The 16,097-nt window shown below is 71.0% G+C and carries 17 protein-coding genes and 4 pseudogenes; 9 read left to right on the top strand and 12 right to left on the bottom strand.

Features of this window, described 5'->3' with window-relative positions:
• Positions 1 to 47: 47 nt before the first annotated feature.
• Positions 48 to 1,027 (top strand): annotated as a pseudogene (locus V5P93_RS21545) (catalase); the annotation flags it as partial.
• Here V5P93_RS21545 and V5P93_RS21540 read toward each other — a convergent pair.
• The 8 genes from V5P93_RS21540 to V5P93_RS21505 all read right to left on the bottom strand — a co-directional run bounded on the left by V5P93_RS21540 (position 963) and on the right by V5P93_RS21505 (position 7,203).
• Positions 963 to 1,958 (bottom strand): hypothetical protein, encoded by a 996-nt coding sequence (locus V5P93_RS21540; protein ID WP_245931549.1) that lies wholly within the window; start codon positions 1,956 to 1,958, stop codon positions 963 to 965. The pseudogene V5P93_RS21545 and the gene V5P93_RS21540 sit on opposite strands and share 65 nt — an antisense overlap.
• Positions 1,959 to 2,049: 91 nt before the next feature.
• Positions 2,050 to 2,334, bottom strand: a complete 285-nt coding sequence (locus V5P93_RS21535; protein ID WP_146108232.1) for a hypothetical protein — start codon at positions 2,332 to 2,334, stop codon at positions 2,050 to 2,052.
• 149 nt (positions 2,335 to 2,483) lie between these two features.
• Positions 2,484 to 2,675, bottom strand: coding sequence for a hypothetical protein (locus tag V5P93_RS21530; protein WP_104481420.1), 192 nt, complete (start codon positions 2,673 to 2,675; stop codon positions 2,484 to 2,486).
• 145 nt (positions 2,676 to 2,820) lie between these two features.
• The gene (locus tag V5P93_RS21525) at positions 2,821 to 3,336 is read right to left on the bottom strand and encodes a glycosyltransferase (RefSeq protein WP_219824102.1); all 516 of its coding nucleotides are present in this window, start codon (positions 3,334 to 3,336) and stop codon (positions 2,821 to 2,823) included.
• Positions 3,337 to 3,630: 294 nt separating this feature from the next.
• Positions 3,631 to 4,002: a glycosyltransferase gene (locus tag V5P93_RS21520; RefSeq protein ID WP_245931550.1), complete on the bottom strand. Its 372-nt coding sequence runs from the start codon at positions 4,000 to 4,002 to the stop codon at positions 3,631 to 3,633.
• A 206-nt stretch (positions 4,003 to 4,208) separates the two neighbouring features.
• Complete coding sequence (locus V5P93_RS21515) at positions 4,209 to 6,476, bottom strand: catalase (RefSeq protein ID WP_104481422.1); 2,268 nt, start codon at positions 6,474 to 6,476, stop codon at positions 4,209 to 4,211.
• Between the two features lie 197 nt (positions 6,477 to 6,673).
• Positions 6,674 to 7,000 (bottom strand): hypothetical protein, encoded by a 327-nt coding sequence (locus V5P93_RS21510; protein WP_104481423.1) that lies wholly within the window; start codon positions 6,998 to 7,000, stop codon positions 6,674 to 6,676.
• Positions 6,997 to 7,203 (bottom strand): hypothetical protein, encoded by a 207-nt coding sequence (locus V5P93_RS21505; RefSeq protein WP_104481424.1) that lies wholly within the window; start codon positions 7,201 to 7,203, stop codon positions 6,997 to 6,999. Before V5P93_RS21505 ends, V5P93_RS21510 begins: the two co-directional genes overlap by 4 nt.
• A gap of 332 nt (positions 7,204 to 7,535) precedes the next feature.
• Between V5P93_RS21505 and V5P93_RS21500 the strand changes: the two genes are divergently transcribed.
• The 4 genes and pseudogenes from V5P93_RS21500 to V5P93_RS21485 all read left to right on the top strand — a co-directional run bounded on the left by V5P93_RS21500 (position 7,536) and on the right by V5P93_RS21485 (position 8,993).
• A complete protein-coding gene (locus V5P93_RS21500; protein WP_104481425.1) occupies positions 7,536 to 7,805 on the top strand; it encodes a hypothetical protein in 270 nt (89 codons plus the stop codon).
• 108 nt (positions 7,806 to 7,913) lie between these two features.
• Positions 7,914 to 8,315, top strand: a pseudogene (locus V5P93_RS21495) (GyrI-like domain-containing protein); the annotation flags it as partial.
• Positions 8,316 to 8,514: 199 nt separating this feature from the next.
• The gene (locus tag V5P93_RS21490) at positions 8,515 to 8,697 is read left to right on the top strand and encodes a hypothetical protein (RefSeq protein WP_104481426.1); all 183 of its coding nucleotides are present in this window, start codon (positions 8,515 to 8,517) and stop codon (positions 8,695 to 8,697) included.
• A gap of 146 nt (positions 8,698 to 8,843) precedes the next feature.
• Positions 8,844 to 8,993: a hypothetical protein gene (locus tag V5P93_RS21485; protein WP_245931552.1), complete on the top strand. Its 150-nt coding sequence runs from the start codon at positions 8,844 to 8,846 to the stop codon at positions 8,991 to 8,993.
• Between the two features lie 182 nt (positions 8,994 to 9,175).
• Here V5P93_RS21485 and V5P93_RS21480 read toward each other — a convergent pair.
• Positions 9,176 to 9,325: pseudogene (locus tag V5P93_RS21480) on the bottom strand (transposase); the annotation flags it as partial.
• A 323-nt stretch (positions 9,326 to 9,648) separates the two neighbouring features.
• Between V5P93_RS21480 and V5P93_RS21475 the strand changes: the two are divergent.
• The 3 genes and pseudogenes from V5P93_RS21475 (at position 9,649) to V5P93_RS21465 (ending at position 11,640) form a co-directional block, all read left to right on the top strand.
• The gene (locus tag V5P93_RS21475) at positions 9,649 to 9,996 is read left to right on the top strand and encodes an STAS domain-containing protein (RefSeq protein WP_104481427.1); all 348 of its coding nucleotides are present in this window, start codon (positions 9,649 to 9,651) and stop codon (positions 9,994 to 9,996) included.
• A gap of 42 nt (positions 9,997 to 10,038) precedes the next feature.
• Positions 10,039 to 10,437 (top strand): annotated as a pseudogene (locus V5P93_RS21470) (DUF6098 family protein); the annotation flags it as partial.
• A 261-nt stretch (positions 10,438 to 10,698) separates the two neighbouring features.
• A complete protein-coding gene (locus V5P93_RS21465; RefSeq protein WP_104481526.1) occupies positions 10,699 to 11,640 on the top strand; it encodes a carbon-nitrogen hydrolase family protein in 942 nt (313 codons plus the stop codon).
• A gap of 23 nt (positions 11,641 to 11,663) precedes the next feature.
• On the opposite strand, the gene V5P93_RS21460 is transcribed toward V5P93_RS21465, so the two are convergent.
• Positions 11,664 to 12,086: a hypothetical protein gene (locus V5P93_RS21460; RefSeq protein WP_104481428.1), complete on the bottom strand. Its 423-nt coding sequence runs from the start codon at positions 12,084 to 12,086 to the stop codon at positions 11,664 to 11,666.
• 223 nt (positions 12,087 to 12,309) lie between these two features.
• Here V5P93_RS21460 and V5P93_RS21455 point away from each other — a divergent pair, with 223 nt between their 5' ends.
• A complete protein-coding gene (locus V5P93_RS21455) occupies positions 12,310 to 12,750 on the top strand; it encodes an Hsp20/alpha crystallin family protein (protein WP_104481429.1) in 441 nt (146 codons plus the stop codon).
• Between the two features lie 925 nt (positions 12,751 to 13,675).
• On the opposite strand, the gene V5P93_RS21450 is transcribed toward V5P93_RS21455, so the two are convergent.
• Entirely contained in the window at positions 13,676 to 14,326 is a 651-nt protein-coding gene (locus V5P93_RS21450) for an alpha/beta fold hydrolase (RefSeq protein WP_374065058.1), read from the bottom strand.
• 745 nt (positions 14,327 to 15,071) lie between these two features.
• Positions 15,072 to 15,377, bottom strand: coding sequence for a hypothetical protein (locus V5P93_RS21445; protein ID WP_181043720.1), 306 nt, complete (start codon positions 15,375 to 15,377; stop codon positions 15,072 to 15,074).
• Between the last annotated feature and the right edge of the window lie 720 nt (positions 15,378 to 16,097).

The raw sequence follows: 16,097 nt of genomic DNA, 5'->3' as shown, positions 1-16,097 counted from the left end.
CATGGGGGTTCGGGTGGTCGGCGTCCGCCGTCAACGACGAGGACCACGTGGACGCGAGCAAGCCCGCGAAGATCGTCAAGGACGCCTTGGGCAAGGCCGTCGAGAAAGTTGCCGAACCGACAACAACACCACCGGTACCGGGGCTCCCGGCAGCGCGCCCCCGTCGCTGGACGAGCCGACCGAACCGCGTGAGCCGTGGCCGCGCAAGTCCGACCAGGGCTCGCCCCCGACACCCGCACCGCCACGGGTGCGCGGACCGGGGCCGACCACGGCGCCAGGGAACAGCAGGGCGCGTACCTGACCACCTACGACCGGTGTCCGCCTGCCCGATACCGACCACTCGCTCAAGGGGTGTTCGTGCGGTTCTCCACGGTCGTGGGTTCGCGCGGGTCCGCCGACGCCGTCCGCGACACCAGGGGTTTTGCCACCAAGTTCTACATCTCCGAGGGTAACTTCGACTTGGTGGCAACAACTCCCGGTGTTCTTCATCCAGGACGGCATCAAGTTTCCGGACATCATCCACGCCGCGAAGCCGCACCCGGACCGGGAGATCCCGCAGGCGCAGAGCGCGCACGACACGTCCTGGGATTTCGTGTTCCTGCACACCGAGGCGACCCACCACCTCTTCTGGCACCTGTCAGACCGGGGCATCCCGCGCTCGTACCGCACCTGCTCGACCGACCAAAATCGCGCCGGCGGAACTGGCGCCCGTCCGGCCCATGGGCATGCTCACGCTCGACCGCAACACCAGCAACTACTTCGCCGAGAGACCGAACAGGTCGCCTTCCACGTCGGGCACCTTCCGCCGGCCATCGATGTCACCGACGACCCCCTGCTGCACGCGCGGCTGTTCTACCGCAGCCTGAGCCCGGTGGAGCGGGAGCACATCGCCCGGGCGTTCACCTTCGAGCTGGGCAAGTGCTACGAGCGGGTCATCAAGGAACGGCAGCTCCGGGTACTGGCTACTGTGGACACCGAACGGTGCGCCCGCGTCGCCGCCGGGCTGGGACTGCCCGCGCCGGAGCCCACCGGTCCGGTTGCGGGCGGTGCTGGGTGACGCGGTCTTCCACGACGACCTGTTGCCCACCTCCGGTCAGGATCGCGTACACGCACGCCACCCCGATCGCGAGTGTGGTGGCCGTGGAAACATTGCACAGCAGCGCCTTGCGTCTTTCAGTGGTCTCGGAAGGCTGGTCCCAGAGGTTGTTGTACACGGTCAGCCACACCGTCATGACCAGGAGGGTGACCACGGTGATCCCGGCCAGCCGCAGCGGGGACAGCGCGTCCGCGAGCTTCCAGGACGAACTGGTGATGATGCCGTAGGCGGCGGTGCCCGCCGCGGCAGCGGTGGCGCCCGCGAGGTGGGGGACGAGCCGCCACGGGCGGTTGTCCCGGACCATCCCGGCCAGCAGCCGCAGCCTGCCGCGCAACCCGACCAGGACGACGTGTGTCGCGGACGGCGCGTGGTCGTCGGGCACGTGCTGTGTGGGGGCCAGTGCTCGACGCAGCCGTGCCGCCACCCCCTGTCCGCCGGGATCCCCGTCCAACCCGGGTTGTCGCGAGACCAGCTGCCGCACCACGCGGACCAACAGCGCTCGTACCCGGCGCCGGACCAAGAGGGCCCCGAGCGCGGGCAGCGAGATCAGCGCGACGCCGTGTTCGACGTCGACACCGGCGGCGACGGGTGCCGTCCCGGCGCGCCGGGGCAGATCGGTGACCAGGACCAGCAGGTCCCAGCCCCGGTGCTCCCGGTGCCGATCCGCCAACGCGCGCATCGGGATGTCGCCGTCCTCGTCCAGTGGCAGCTGGTCGACCTCGCGCTCCACCCGCCACCGCGTCCGCCCGCTCACTTGAGCGGCGAAGACCTCGGGCAGCTCGTTGACGGTCGTCGTGATGACCCGCTCCGGCAGTCCTTCGTCGACCAGCACGCCGACGGCCAGCCGGCTCGGTGCGTTCACGTGGTTCCCCTCGCTCGTCGGTTCCCCAGAGCTCAGGCAGCACCACCCGGCCCGGCGGCGTTGCGCGCGGTCGCCGGCCGGGTGGGTGCCGTCAGGGTTTGAGGACGATCTTCTCGCAGTCCTCCTCCTTGTTCTTGAAGATCTCGAAACAGCAGGGGTGAGCGGCGTTGCGCGCACAACCACACCGCCGCGACCCCGGCAGCGGCCACACCTGGCTCAGGTTCACCGCGTCGAGCACCGTGAGCCGTCCGGCGGTGTTCGACGCGAAGAACAGCACGGCGAACACCGCCGTGCGCGCTACTGCGGTGGTCGTGGTCATCCACCACGGCCACCCGAACTCCTCGATCGTCGCCAGGCCCAGTGCCGCGCTCCCCACGTCCACGCCCCGCGGGCCGTCGGCGCGCAGCCAGTCCGCGGTCAGTAGTCGTCGCTCAACCCACGATGCCGCTCTGCGCGCGTGGTCGGATCACTGGCGCGCGCGGTCTTGGAGTCTTCCAGACGCAGGTAGTCGTGGATAGGGTCGAACTACACGAGCCCCTGGAGGTGCAGGTCGTGCAGCCAGCCGCGCACGGGCCAGTGGCCGTGTCCGCGCCGGAAGGTGGTGGCGTTGCGGACGAGTTCGGGTGCGCGGTCGGGGTCGAGGCGGGTCGGCGGGTGGCACTGGTGGTAGACCGCAGCCGCCGCTCGGCACCGCCACCGACCGCACCGGTGCGGCACCGGGGATGGGGTGGAGCCGGGGCACGTCGTCCATGCGCGACCACGACGTGGGAGTCGGGTGGGCAGGCGGCGATTCCCGTGCGTTGCCGGTGCAGGTGGTCGTCGCGGCGGTGGGTGGTGGTGACCACCGCGATACGAGGGCTGGTCACGCGGACAGCGCGTCCAGTTCGGCCGCGGCCCGCGCGGCGCCGTCGCCAGGTGACCACCGCTGCCAACCGTCGCCGCCGCGCTCGCGGGCGCGACGCAGCAACTCAGGCCACCGAGCGGGTTCGGGCCAGCGCGGTGCCACGACGGCGAGGCGGGCCCGGGACAGGACCGCGGCGGTGGTCCGCTGTTCGCCGAAGGGGCGAGCCTGGGGGACCACCACGGCCGCCCGCCGCGCCGCGGCGACCTCGGCCACGGCGTTCTGGCCGCCGTGGGTGACCACGACCTCGGCGGCGCACAGCGCGTCCCACGGGTCCTCGGCCCAGCCCGCCCAGCGGAGGTTCGGCCGCTCGTCGACGGGCTCCGGCCCCATGGCGGTCCAGGTCCACTCGGGAGTCGCCGCCGCGCAGGCGCGCAGTTGCCGGGGGTCGACGTCGAGTCCGCCGGAGCCCCACATCGCGAGCACGTGGCCGGTGGTGCCCGTGCGGCTCGTGTGCCGGTGGTCGGAGCGTGACAACGCGCCGAGGTGGGTGGTCTTCGCCCGCCACTCGGGTGGCCAGTCCGGTTGCGCCCGCGCGGGCCACGGGGCGAGCAGTCTGGTGGCGGGGCACCCAGTGCAGGATGCCGTGGGCGGTGACGTCGTCGGTGGTCGGGTCGGCACCCACGTCGTCGGCGAGTCGCAGCCAGGCTCCCGGCCAGTCGGCCGGTCGAGCCGCGCTCGACAACCCGATCACCGGAGTGCGCAGTCGGGCGGCGACTGCGCGGGCGCGGTGCAGATGGCCGGAACCGCGGTGGTGGATGTAGTAGCCGATCACGATGCGAGTGCCCGGTACAGGCTTTCGTAGTTGTCCACCATAGTCGTCAGCGAGCACGTGCGTTCCGCGTGCACCCGAACCCGGCGGCGGTCCAGAGTGGACGCCGCTGTGATCGCGGTGGCGAGACCCGGGATGTCGCCTGGGTCGGCCAGTATCCCGGTGGGGTCGTCGAGCAGTTCCGGCAACGCGCCGCGCGCGTAGCCCGCGACCGGTGTCCCGCAGGCCAGTGCCTCGGCCACCACCAGCCCGTAGGGCTCGTCCCAGCACGGTGAGACGACCGCGACGGCCGCGGAACCCGCCAGGGCCACCAATGCGGAGTGGTCGAGGTACCCCAGGTACTCGATGTCCCCACCGAGCAGAGGCGCCACCTGCTCATCCTGGGGCGTTGGGTGTCCTGCGGTCGTCGACCACTGTCGTGTGCGCGGTGCATCGCGATCGTCCGCTATGGCGCGCTGATACCCAATTGCGCACTTCCAACGTGGAGAAATCGGGCTGGTCCTGGTGCGGGCGGCGTTCAGCGACGCCACCCGCACCACGTTTGTCACAAGGACCTCGAAGGCCGATTCCAGGCCGCTCAGCTCGCGGTCGTGGCGAACCGCTCCCACACCCTGTGCAGGGTGAGCAGTTGCGTGACCTGGGTGAACACCTCGGCCGGGTCGTCCCCGACGACCACTCCCGGTGCGGTGGGTGCGATACCCGCTTCGGCCAGTGCGGCCTCCCCGCCCCAGGTACCGATCGCTTTGCCGTGTCGGTACGCCTCCTGCAACATCAGGACTACGCGTGGATCGACGGTGGCCGCGGGCACGCCCGCCTTGGCGTCGAGGACGGGCAGCGCGTCGGGTGCGGGGGGCGGCGCGGCGGCGAGCAGGATCGCGTCGAACTCGACGGAGCGGGTGGTGAGGAACGTCCGCTGCGCGATCAAGCCGTCGGCCAGTTCACCGCCGCGAGCGGCGATGACCAGCGGTGTCATGTCCGCGCTGGTGATGTCCTGGCGGAGGGTGTGCAGGGCGTTGAGGCTGTCCGGGTCGTCGGCGTCGACGACGATGCCGACGACCCTGCCGTCGGTCGGCCACGCCTTGCCGACCTGCGACAGGGCGGGACTGGGGATCACCTCCGGCGCGGGCGCGGCCTGCTCGGGGACGGGGAGCCCGAGGCCCGCTGCGACCTGGGCGCACAGTTCGGTGTCCACAGCGGCCAGTACCCGGAGCTGCCGTTCCTTGATGGCCCGCTCGTAGCACTTGCCCAGCTCGAAGGTGAAGGCGCGGATGACGTGGTCGCGCTCCACCGCGGTCAGGCTGAGGTAGAACAGGCGTGCCTGGCTGAAGTGGTCGGCGAAGGACGCCGGTGACCGGCGCTGTTTGACCGACGCCGCCACGGTCGCGGCGACCTCGGCGAACGCGCCGGAGTCGGCACCCGCGTGGAACGGGCAGCCGCCGTCGAGGCTGTTGGGCTTGTACGGGGCCACGCCGCTGTGCACGGCGTGCTGGTGGAAGCCGTCGCGGAGCATGTCGTTGACGGGCGCGTGCGGGCGGTTGATCGGGATCTGGTTGAAGTTCGGCCCACCCAGCCGGGAGAGCTGGGTGTCGACGTAGGAGAACAGCCGCGCGTGCAGCAGGGGGTCGTCGGTGACGTCGATGCCCGGCGGAAGGTGCCCGACGTGGAAGGCGACCTGTTCGGTCTCGGCGAAGTAGTTGGTGGTGTTGCGGTTGAGCGTGAGCAGCCCGATCGGCTGTACCGGGGCCAACTCCTCCGGCACGATCTTGGTCGGGTCGAGCAGGTCGATGCCCTCGAAGGTCTGCTCCGGAGTGTCGGGCAATACCTGGATGCCCAGCTCCCACTGGGGGAACGCGCCCGCCTCGATGGCGTCGAACAGGTCGCGCCGGTGGAAATCCGGGTCCACACCGGAGATGAGCTGCGCCTCCTCCCAGAGCAGGGAGTGCACGCCGAGTTTGGGCTTCCAGTGGAACTTCGCCAGCGCGGTCTCGCCGTCGGCGTTGACCAGGCGGAAGGTGTGGACGCCGAAGCCCTCCATCATCCGGTACGAGCGCGGGACCGCGCGATCGGACATCTGCCACAGCACGTGGTGGGTGGCCTCGGTGTGCAGGGACACGAAGTCCCAGAACGTGTCGTGCGCGCTCTGCGCCTGCGGGATCTCCCGGTCCGGGTGCGGCTTCGCGGCGTGGATGATGTCGGGGAACTTGATGCCGTCCTGGATGAAGAACACCGGTATGTTGTTGCCCACCAGGTCGAAGTTGCCCTCCGAGGTGTAGAACTTCGTAGCGAACCCCCGGGTGTCACGCACGGTGTCGGCGGACCCGCGCGAACCCACGACGGTGGAGAACCGCACGAAAACCGGCGTGCTGACCCCCTCCGCGAGGAAAGCCGCCTTGCACACCCCCTGCGCGTTGCCGTAGCCGACGAACACCCCGTGCACTCCGGCGCCGCGCGCGTGTACCACCCGCTCGGGGATGCGCTCGTGGTCGAAGTGGGTGATCTTCTCGCGCAGGTGGTGGTCCTGCAGCAAGGTCGGCCCGCGCTCACCGGCCTTGAGCGAGTGGTCGGTGTCGTGCAGGCGCACACCGGTGGACGTCGTCAGGTACTCGCCGTGCTGCTCGCGCGCTCGCGGCTCGGCACCGGTCTCGGCACCGGTAGCCGTGCGCGTCTCCGGCGAGGACTGGTCCGCCTTGCGCGGCAACGGCCCCTGGGGCTCGGTGGGCGGATCGATAGCGGGCGGCTTGCTCCCGGGTGCGCCGGGAACGGGTGGGGTGACCAGGTCGGCGACCTTCTCCACGGCCTTCTCCACCGCGTCCTTCACGACCTTGGCGGGGTTGAACGAATCCACGTGGCCTCCTAGTCGGCAGTCGCCGCCCGACTACCCGGGGCAGGCCCGACCTACACGTGGCCGCCGCGGTGGGGTGGAAACTGATTCGGCTCGACCGCGCCGTCGACGTCACAGCGGGCTCACGGCGGTTCTCCCGTCCCCGCGTCCGGCGGCCGGACACGGAGGCCACGGGCATCCGGGTCGAGGAGGATGACGGCTTAGCGCGCGAGGTGCCACGTTGAGTTGCGAACACGGCCCGCCTCTCCACGCCGCAGCCAGTCGACCAACGCGTCCGATACCACCAGGCGATCCGTGGCCGGGGGAACCGGGAGGGGGCGGACGAACAGGTCTACCCTGCGCCCGGTGTAGCTGCGCTCCCAGCGTTCCCACCGCGCGCGGGTGGCCGCGGACGTGGCTCCGGACAGGTCGTAGCGCTGCCGCCCCAACTCCGACGGCCCGAAGTCGACGCGCCGTTGCCTCTGGTAGGCGGGCCACGGCGTGTCGGGCAGCTGCGCGTAGAACGACCACACGTCGAGGTCCTTCACCCCGGTACGGCCGTCGAGGTAGTGCGACGCCGCCCCTGCGCGAGGGTCACCGCCACGCGGCGGTCCAGGTACTCGGGGCGCCGCGCGGCGAACACGGCGTGGTCAGCCTCGGCGATGGCGTACAGCCTGGCCAGGTGCCCCTCGGCCAGCGGCGCGCAGGAGCGCTCACTGAACCCCGGTTCGCCCAGCTTCCCCTCCGCCATCGTGATCAACCCGCCGCCGCGGTCGAGGTCACCGCCGGGTGCGTGGCCGAGCCGCCTCGGCCGTGCCTCATCGCCGCGGTCCGGGTTCGGCGTTGCCCGCGTCGGCTACGCGTGAGGTCGAACGAGGAGCGGCGGCCACCATGTTGACACGCCAGGATTCCTTGATCCCCCGGTTGTCGAAAGGCATCGGCTTGCCGGGAAACACACCGGACATCCTGGGGCTCGCCATACGGGTCACCGCCGACGAGCCATGGGACCTACCGCTGTCCAGAGGACGACAAGACCAGCAGCGCTGCGGAGTCCCTCTGTGAACGCGGGGTGGAAACAGTGGCGTGACGGTGACCGCGTTGATGCCGGGGCCGACCGACACGGAGTTCTTCGGCCGGGCGGACATGAGCGACACCAAACTCGGTACGGGCCCCAAGGACAGCGCTGAGGAGGTAGCCCGAGAGGCGTTCGACGCGCTGATGGCGGGCAAGGACCACGTGGTCGCGGGTTCGGTCAAGAACACCGTGCAGTCGGTCGCCGGGCATGTGGTGCCAGACCGTGTTCTCGCCGCGCGGCACCGCAAGATGTCGGAGCCGGGCACCGATGCGGACTGACACGCGGGTCATCCGGGTGGCGTCCGTCCCCTCCGGACACGTGTACGTCCGCCATATCGGCGACCCGTTGGGACGGGACGGGGCCATCCGCCTCGACGACCCGCGCCGGTGCCACGCACCGAGCGGTTCACAGCAGTGGTGGCCACCGGTCATGCTGGACCCGCGCTGGGTGCACGACCACCACGACGAGTTCGATGTCTTCCACATCCACTTCGGATTCGATGCCCAAGAACCGGGAAAACTGGGCGAACTGTTCGCTGGGTCACGCCGATACGGGAAACCGCTGGCGCACACTGTGCACGATCTCCGCAACCCGCACCACGGGGATACGCGTGCCCCGCGGAACTGGCCGTCACCACCCACGTCGGCGAGCACGGCGGCATCGAGGCCACCTACGGCGCACTCGGGACCTGGGTGGTGCAGAACGCGATGTCGGTGGCCGGACCGGTGCGGGAGGTCTACGTCGTCGGTCCTCGTGACACACGCGATCCCGCCGCGTGGCGCACCGAGATCGGCTGGCCGGACTTCGGGCGGGGCACCACCCCGTGCGAGATCGTTGTGCGCAGGGGTGGCGCGGGTGGCGAGTTCGCCCGCCACTCGGCCGTGGACGATCAGCTCGCTGTGGTGGACCTGAACATCCGTTTGCAGGCGGGCGTTCGGGTGTCGGTGGTGGTGGGAGGACCTGGCAAGACGACCCGGAGGATCACCGATGCCAGTTCCCCAGGGCCCCACCGACCTGCCGAAGCGGTCCTGGTGGGCGGTACTGCGCGCCACGGTCAAGGAGTCCCAGCGCGACGACCTGCTGGACTGGGCCGCCGCGCTGACCTGCTACGCGGTGTTGTCGTTGTTCCCCGCGATCCCCGTGCTCACCTCGGTCCTGGCCATGCTCTGAACCGTCCGCCACCAGCGCCCTGATCGACAACGTGCGACTGCTCGCTCCGGGCGAGGCCGCCGACATCATCGTCAAACGCGATCACCGGGCTGCAAAAGACCAGCAGCACCGCGGGCATCCTGGCGGTTGTCGGCATCGCCGGGGCGTTGCGGTCGGCCAGCGGCTACATCGGCGCGGTCGCCCAGCGGGTGGGCGCGCTCGTGGGGATCGGCGACGCCGGCTTGCGGATCTGGGACATCGCGAAGTGGCCCGTGATCGCCCTGCTCGTCGGGCTCGCGTACGCCATCCTCTGCTAGGCCGCGCCCAACGTCCGCCAACCGCGGTTCCGCTGGCTAAGCCCTGGCGGCCTGCTCGCCGTCTTCCTGTGGGTCCTCGCCTCGGCGGCGTTCGGCGTTTACGTGGCCAACTTCGTCTCCTACAACAAGACCTATGGCTCCCTCGGCGTCGACCATCCGGAGACTCAGCTCCGCCGCTCTTACCGGGAGAAATACCAGTACATCGTCTCCCAGGGAGGGAAGTCTGCGGGCAACGCCCGCCACGCGCAGCCGGTGCGCACCGCGTACGGGATGGGGTCGCAAGGGCACCGAAGCCGCCCCCGGAACCACCGTCGCTCTCGACTTTCCCTCAGGACACCGCCTTACCGGGCAGGACGGTGAAATCCGCCCGGCAGCGGACCCTGTTCGACGGGCCGGTGCGGGGGCGAGGTGCTTGGGTGGGGGAATGGGTGACGACGTGGAGGCCGTTGTGGAGCGCGCCGGCGACGGGATCGTCGTGGTGTGCGCGCCGGGTGAGTTCTTGCTGCTGGAGCCATGAGGCGGTCGGCTGTGAAGAGTCCCCGAGAAATGTCACATCCGGTGCGTCTTCGACAACCCGCCGCGACTGGCTATGGTGAAGGCACGTTCGGGCGGTTGAGCAGCCAGCGGCCACGATGACGCCGCTGGGAGGCTTGGCATGACCAACCCGCTGACCATCACCACCGGCTTCGGCGTCCACGGGGACCTGATCCAGGCCGAGGGCGAGATCGACCTCGCGACCGCGGGCGAACTCCGCGACGCCCTCGATGCCGTGTTCGCCACCGACCACAGTTCCGCGACGGTGGTCGTCGACCTCACGGGGGTGACGTTCATGGACTCGGCCGGGTTGTCGGTGCTGCTGCGCGCCGCCAAGCGCGCCAAGGCCACCGGACGGCAGCTCACCGTGGCCGCGATCCCGGCAGGCCCGGTGCGACGCGTGCTCGACCTCAGCGGGCTCGGCACGATCTTCCCCGTCGTCGACGAACCAGGAACCGCACCGCTCTGAGGCGGTCGGGCCCGCCCCCGCGTCCTCGCGCAGCTACGGTCGGTGATCGCCGAAGCGCGCCGTCGGACTTCGACTGGCTGGTCATGGCCGCACCCGACCGCGGCTCGCGGCGCGGGGTGGGCGCCTTCGGGCATACCCGGCGGGGCCCGTGTTTTCGGGCGTGCCCGCGGGGTACCAGGTGGGTGCGTCGCGCGGGCCTGTCGGCGAACCCGCCGCGTGTGGAGGGACTGGCGGGGCAGGCGGTCGCCGCGGCTGTGGGTGGCCCGCCGGTTGCACGACTACCGGCACCTGCGGTCGATCCGCGGGCCCGACGTTCGGCCGTGGGGCGCCCGTGGGCGGGAACTCGCTCGGGGCCCGGACGACGAACCACTGATCGAGGTCCTCCGGCCGATCGCGCGCATCCACCCGGCGGTGCTGGACGAGGTCGACGCGACCCTGGCGGTGCACGGTGGGCACTGGGGTCCACTGGACCGCACAACCCCGGGGCCCTGCCGCGTTTGGACGGGAGGGCCGTGTGTTGCTGGACGCCGACACCGCTGCCGACGTGCTGAGCACGTGGTCCGGGCGACACCGGCCGCCGTGCCGGATGCCGATCACCGCCACCGACAGCGGACTGGCGTCGACGCCCGCACTGGGGCAACCGCCGAGGACGGAGCCCGGATAACCTCACCGGCAACGACAGTGCGGGTGGAGGAACGGGTCGTGCGGGTTGCGGTGGTCCAGGCGGCGGCGCCGCTGTTCGAGCTGTCGACCGCGCTCGAGCGGTTCGAGATCCTGCTGCGCCAGGCCCGCGACGCCGGTGCCGATCTCGTGGTGTTCCCCGAGGCGTTCCTCGGCGGGTACCCCAAGGGCGCCTCGTTCGGCGCGACGGTCGGTGATCGGACGGCGGACGGGCGCGCGCTGTTCGCGCGCTACCGCCGATCGGCCATCGAGATCCCCGGCGAGTCGCTCGACCGGGTACGCGCCGCGGTCGCCGCGGCGGGGTGCCTGGTCGTGGTGGGCGTGGTCGAACGGGCCGGACACACCCTCTACTGCTCGTCGCTGCTGTTCGACCCGGCGGGCGCCCTCATCGGGCACCACCGCAAACTCATGCCCACCGGGGTCGAACGCCTGATCTGGGGTCAGGGCGACGGCTCCGACATCACCGTCGTACCCACCGACCTCGGCCGGATCGGGATGGCCATCTGCTGGGAGAGCTACCTCCCGCTGTACCGGGCCGCCCTCTACCAGCGGGGAGTCGAGTTCTACTGCGCGCCCACCGTAGACGCCCGCGACGCCTGGACGGCGACCATGCGGCACATCGCCGTCGAGGGCCGCTGCTTCGTGCTCTCCGCCAACCAGTTCGCCACCCGCCGAGACTATCCCGAGGAATACCCGCTTCCCGAACCCGTCGCACGGGAGCAGGCCCTGATCAACGGCGGCAGCTGCGTGGTCGACCCGTTCGGCCACCTGCTGGCGGGTCCTGTGTTCGGCAGGGCGGACCTGCTGGTCACCGAGGTGGACCCCGACCAACTCGACGGCGCCTACCTCGACCTCGATGTGTCCGGCCACTACTCCCGCCCCGATCTGCTGCGCTTGGACCACACCCCCGGCCCACCCCGGGTCGCCGCGCCACCGGTCACCACCCGACAGGACCGGTGCTGACCCGGGTGCTCGTGGTCGGTCGGCTACCGGTGACGGCGTTGTTCCGGAGCGGCGGTGGCGGAGGGGCGGGAGAGCCGGGCCGTCAGCAGCCACAGGGCCAGGACGACGAGGTCCACGACCAGGGTCGGCCAGCGGACGCCGAGCGGTTCGTCCTCGCCGACCGGCGAGAGCAGGCCAACCGCGTCGAAGGCGACCAAGCCGAGGAACGCCGGCGAGCCGAGCTGGGCGAGCAGCCTGCGGAAGCCCGGCCGCAACAGTGCGACCAGCGCGAGCGCGGCGAACACGAGGTGGATGACAGCTGTCAGCGGGTTGCCGAACAAGCCGACCCCGCCGTGGTCGGTGGACCCGGGCATGGTCGACCCGCCGGTGGTGAACGTGACGATGGCGGTGGCCGTGAGCACCACCACCAGCGCGGCGCACAGGGCGACAGCCAGCCGGAACGACACGGGGCCTCCTTGATCAGCTGGTTGCGGTCGGGTCCCCCATCGGCCACCGCTCAAACTCACCGCCGTACGGGCAGTGCTGTGCGACCGCCGCGGCGCCGGCAGCGCGCTGGCGCGGTCGTCTTAACTGTCATCCTTTCGGTGACATGGCTCTTGTCATCGTTTGGACGACGTGCTAGAACTGAGGTGCGCGTTGGCAAGAGCGACACGAGAGGAAGGACAAGCCATGTTGATGCGCACCGACCCCTTCCGGCAGTTTGAGCAGCTCGCCCACCAGGTCTTCAACGGCGTCGCCGGGACCTGGTCGCGTCCCACGGCGATCCCGATCGACGCCTACCGCGCTGCGGACGAGTTCGTGGTCGCCTTCGACCTGCCCGGCGTCGAACCCGACGCGATCGAGCTGCACATCGAGCGAAACGTGCTCACGGTCAGGGCGGAGCGCAGGCCCGCCGCGGGCACCGAGTCGGTGGAGATGCAGGTGTCCGAGCGGCCGCTGGGCGTGTTCTCCCGGCAGTTGTTCCTCGGTGACGCCCTGGCCACGGATCGGATCAGGGCCGCCTTCGACGCGGGCGTGCTGACGGTGCGGATCCCGATCGCCGAGCGGGCCAAGCCCAGCAAGATCACGATCGGCAGCGGGCAGGACGCCCCCAGGGAGCTCAAGACCTGATCCGGGAGGTGACCGTCATGACGTCTATGACGACACCCACCCGCGACGAGTTCCTCGCCCTGCTGTGCGAGGACGACGACTGGGTCCGCGCCGAGTTCGACGCGATCATCGAGGCGAGCTGGGGTCGCCCAAGTCGGCCGCGCCCCGACTCGCCCACCCCGCCAGGACCACCCGTGGCCCGGTACGGGGAGCGGACGGGGCCACGGCGTTGCGACGCCGGTTCGGTGTGGTGTCGGGAGCGCTCGCCTCCGCGGCACAGTCGCCACACACGATGGGACAGGAAGGACGGTGTTGCCCAGTAGCAGAAGACGACAACGCGATGGACTACCTGTCAGGCCGCTCGCCGCTTCGAGCACACCACTGCGCGGGTTCCCCCTCCGGCCCGCACCGCCGTTACGGCACCGTCGCCATACGACACGGCGAACCGCACTGACTGCAAGTCCACTGTAGATGGTGGCCCCGGTCCGCCGGGGCCACCACCATGACCCAACCGGAGCGCGAGCAGGCCCTTCCCGTCACCACACCGGCAGCCGCGGCGAACGCCGCCGCACCGCACGGGTTCGCGGTATCCGCAACCAGCCGGGCCGGGGCCACGTCCAGGCGCGCGTTCGACCCGGATCGGCTCGCGCGCATGAGCGGTGGTGAAAGGGAATCAACATCGCCCCAGGGCTACGCGACCGGTCGTGCGCGACCACCAGTACTGGTCGCAGCACCCCGACCGCCCGTTCCAACCCCGCAGGCGGAGCGTGCCGTACCAGGTGGGTTCCGGACTGCGCGAACGCGACAACCACCCTGTAACGTCCGCGCCGCCGGTTTCCACGTCAAAGGCCACCACCCACCCCGTGCACACCGCTGCGCCCGCCGTCGCCGCCGCCCGGGCCACGTGGGAGACGTCGGCCCCGACGACGCGGCGCCTCAGCCCTGGTCAGGCGCGCGCACCGGGGAACAGCGCGCGGACGAGCAGGGCGACCGCCTCCGGGGCCCCGTGGTGCACCGCGTGCCCAGCCCCGCACAGCTCGACGAGTCTGCCCCTCGGCAGCGGCGCCGCGACCTCGCGGGCCCACGCGCGCGGCACGAGGGGGTCCCGCTCGCCGCGGATCACCACCGTGGCGGTCCGCAAGTGGTGCGGCTTGTGCTCGACGTCGTCCGCGAGCAGGCACCTCGCCGTTCCGGCGATCCGGCGCGGACCGCACCGCAGGTAGTCCGCCGCCACGAGCGGGATGAGGGAGAGCCGTTCGCGGGGGATGTCGAGCAGCAGCCTCCTGAGCTGCCGGATCGCTGAGCGCGCGCTCCGGTCCACGGTGGGGCCGAGGAAGACAACGGGACCGAGCAGCCCGCCCGTGTGCGAGGCCAGGTCCGCGACGACCTGGCACCCCGCCGAGCTCACCACCAGCACCGCCCCCTCCCGCCCGGTGCGCCGCAGCCAGTCGGCCGGCGCCGAGGAGAGCCCCCGCGCGTCCAGCGCCGAGCGGGGGCCGAGTGTGCCGCCTAACCCGGGCAGGTCGATCGTCGCGACCCTGGCCACCGCACCCAAACGCCGCGCCAGCGGCAGGAACGACCGGTGTGCGCAGCCCAACCCGGGGAACGCAGACCACCGCGGGCGCCCCGGTCGGGCCGAGTACGGTGGCGTGCACCCGGGTGCCCGCCGCTTCGGTGATCTCCGTGGTGGTCAGCACCGCCCGAATCCACCCAACCGGACAGCCACGACGGAGCGAGGGCGGCCGGACGGCCGTGGTCGCGCCCGGCCGCCTCGCCCGGCGGCTGTCGGCGCGCTGTTGGACCGACCGTCCACGACTTCGCACTCTCGTGCCGTGCCGGTGAACACCACTGTCGAAAAAGCTGAAACGCCCTACCTGTGGGGATTCCCCCTGGTGCCCGCACTTTCCGGCGTACGTCGTCCACCACCCTGGTGTGACCGCCGCGCAGGGGGAATCCCCGGTCAGGCGCACCCCTGCGGCCAGATGCTCGAGGGGACCCACCGCGGGCTGCGTCAGCATCCCGCCCCGACCCTGGACTCGGTCCTGACCTGGCTCGCCCCGGCTGCCCACCCCGTCATCTCCATCGGTGTCGCCTAACCCGCACGCACGCCTGACGGAGTCGACAACAGCGCAGACCAGCGACTCGACGGCAGTTGGCCACCATCGACTGGTTGCGCGGCAACGCCTCCCCGCTGTTCACCCTCACCGGCCCCAGTAACGGCGAGACCGTCCTCTGGCACGTCGTTGCGGTCGCGGTGGCCACTGCGGCAGCCGCCGGGGTCGGTTCGTGACCGTCAATCGGACCGGATCCGGGGGTGGGCCCTCAAGGCCCACCCCCGGACTTCACCAGCCGTTGGTGGTGCAGGTAGTGGTTGCGGTGGTGGTGTTGCTTTCCGAGGTGGCGGTGAAGGTCACTGTCGTTTGGCCGGAGCCGCTGTTTCGCTTCGCGTGCACTGGAACCCGCACGGTCTCGCCGAACTGTGCTGTGGTCAGTGCGTTGGGTACGGCGATTGTCCTCTCGGGGTTGTCGGTTGTGGCTGTGAGGCGGTAGACGTCGCCGTTGAGGTAGGCGCTGACGTCTTCTGGGTGTTGTCCGGCGGGTTTGGCGAGCAGGACGCCGGAGTCCGGGGTGAACGAGTCCGAGCCCATCCGGTGCGTGCCCGGTGCTCGCCGATGACGGTCAGGAAAGCGTGGTTCGCGGTCTCCAGCAGGTGCGACGACCCGGCCAGCACGACGTGCGCGGCGACGGACTGCCCGAACAGCGCCCGCAAGTCCTCGTCCGCGCGGTCGGCGAACGCAGGACTGGTTGCCAAGTGGCGTTCCGCCGTCATGGTGTTTCCCGGTCCGTCCCTTGTCCCGTGGATGCCACCGAACAGTCGGGGATCACGCCCGCCGGCACCTGACGACCTGGCGGTACGCCGTCGTGCGGGGCGGCGGCGTGCTGGTCGGGTGGTTCCCTGAGTTCCGGTTAGGCGGGGATCGTGGCGAGGGATTTGATGATGGTGAAGGCCTTCGTGGTGGGGTCGGGGTTCGCGTGGCCGTAGGTGAGGGACTTGATGGTGTTGCCCGCAGGCGCCTCATAGGGGATTTGGGCGGGGGTGTTCGGGGGTGGGGTGACTGTGCGGGACTCGACTGTGCCGTCGGCCAGTTGGAGTCGGAGGGTGTAGTCGCCGCCGGTTCCTATGACGGTGAGGGTCAGTTGGCGGGCGGGTTGGGCCAGTTCGATGCGGACCGGGAGGTTGTTGCAGAGGTTCGCGCCCGCTGGGCGGGCGCTGGTGAGGAAGCCGCCGAAGGTGCCGGTGGTGCGGAGGGCTACCGAGGTGGCGTCGCGGCAGTCGGTGGGGGATCGTTCGGCGTCGCTGGACAGGG

The organism is Actinokineospora auranticolor, assembly GCF_041897805.1.
Taxonomy (GTDB): domain Bacteria; phylum Actinomycetota; class Actinomycetes; order Mycobacteriales; family Pseudonocardiaceae; genus Actinokineospora; species Actinokineospora auranticolor.
The sequence above is the reverse complement of the archived record's forward strand: the minus strand, read 5'-3'. Positions and strand labels throughout refer to the sequence as shown.

Bases quoted from the DNA above. Each gene is read 5' to 3' on its own strand.
- V5P93_RS21505 (WP_104481424.1), bottom strand. From the start codon at position 7,203: ATGGCGGAGGGGAAGCTGGGCGAACCGGGGTTCAGTGAGCGCTCCTGC.
- V5P93_RS21490 (WP_104481426.1), top strand. From the start codon at position 8,515: ATGCCAGTTCCCCAGGGCCCCACCGACCTGCCGAAGCGGTCCTGGTGG.
- V5P93_RS21475 (WP_104481427.1), top strand. From the start codon at position 9,649: ATGACCAACCCGCTGACCATCACCACCGGCTTCGGCGTCCACGGGGAC.
- V5P93_RS21455 (WP_104481429.1), top strand. From the start codon at position 12,310: ATGTTGATGCGCACCGACCCCTTCCGGCAGTTTGAGCAGCTCGCCCAC.
- V5P93_RS21445 (WP_181043720.1), bottom strand. From the start codon at position 15,377: ATGGGCTCGGACTCGTTCACCCCGGACTCCGGCGTCCTGCTCGCCAAA.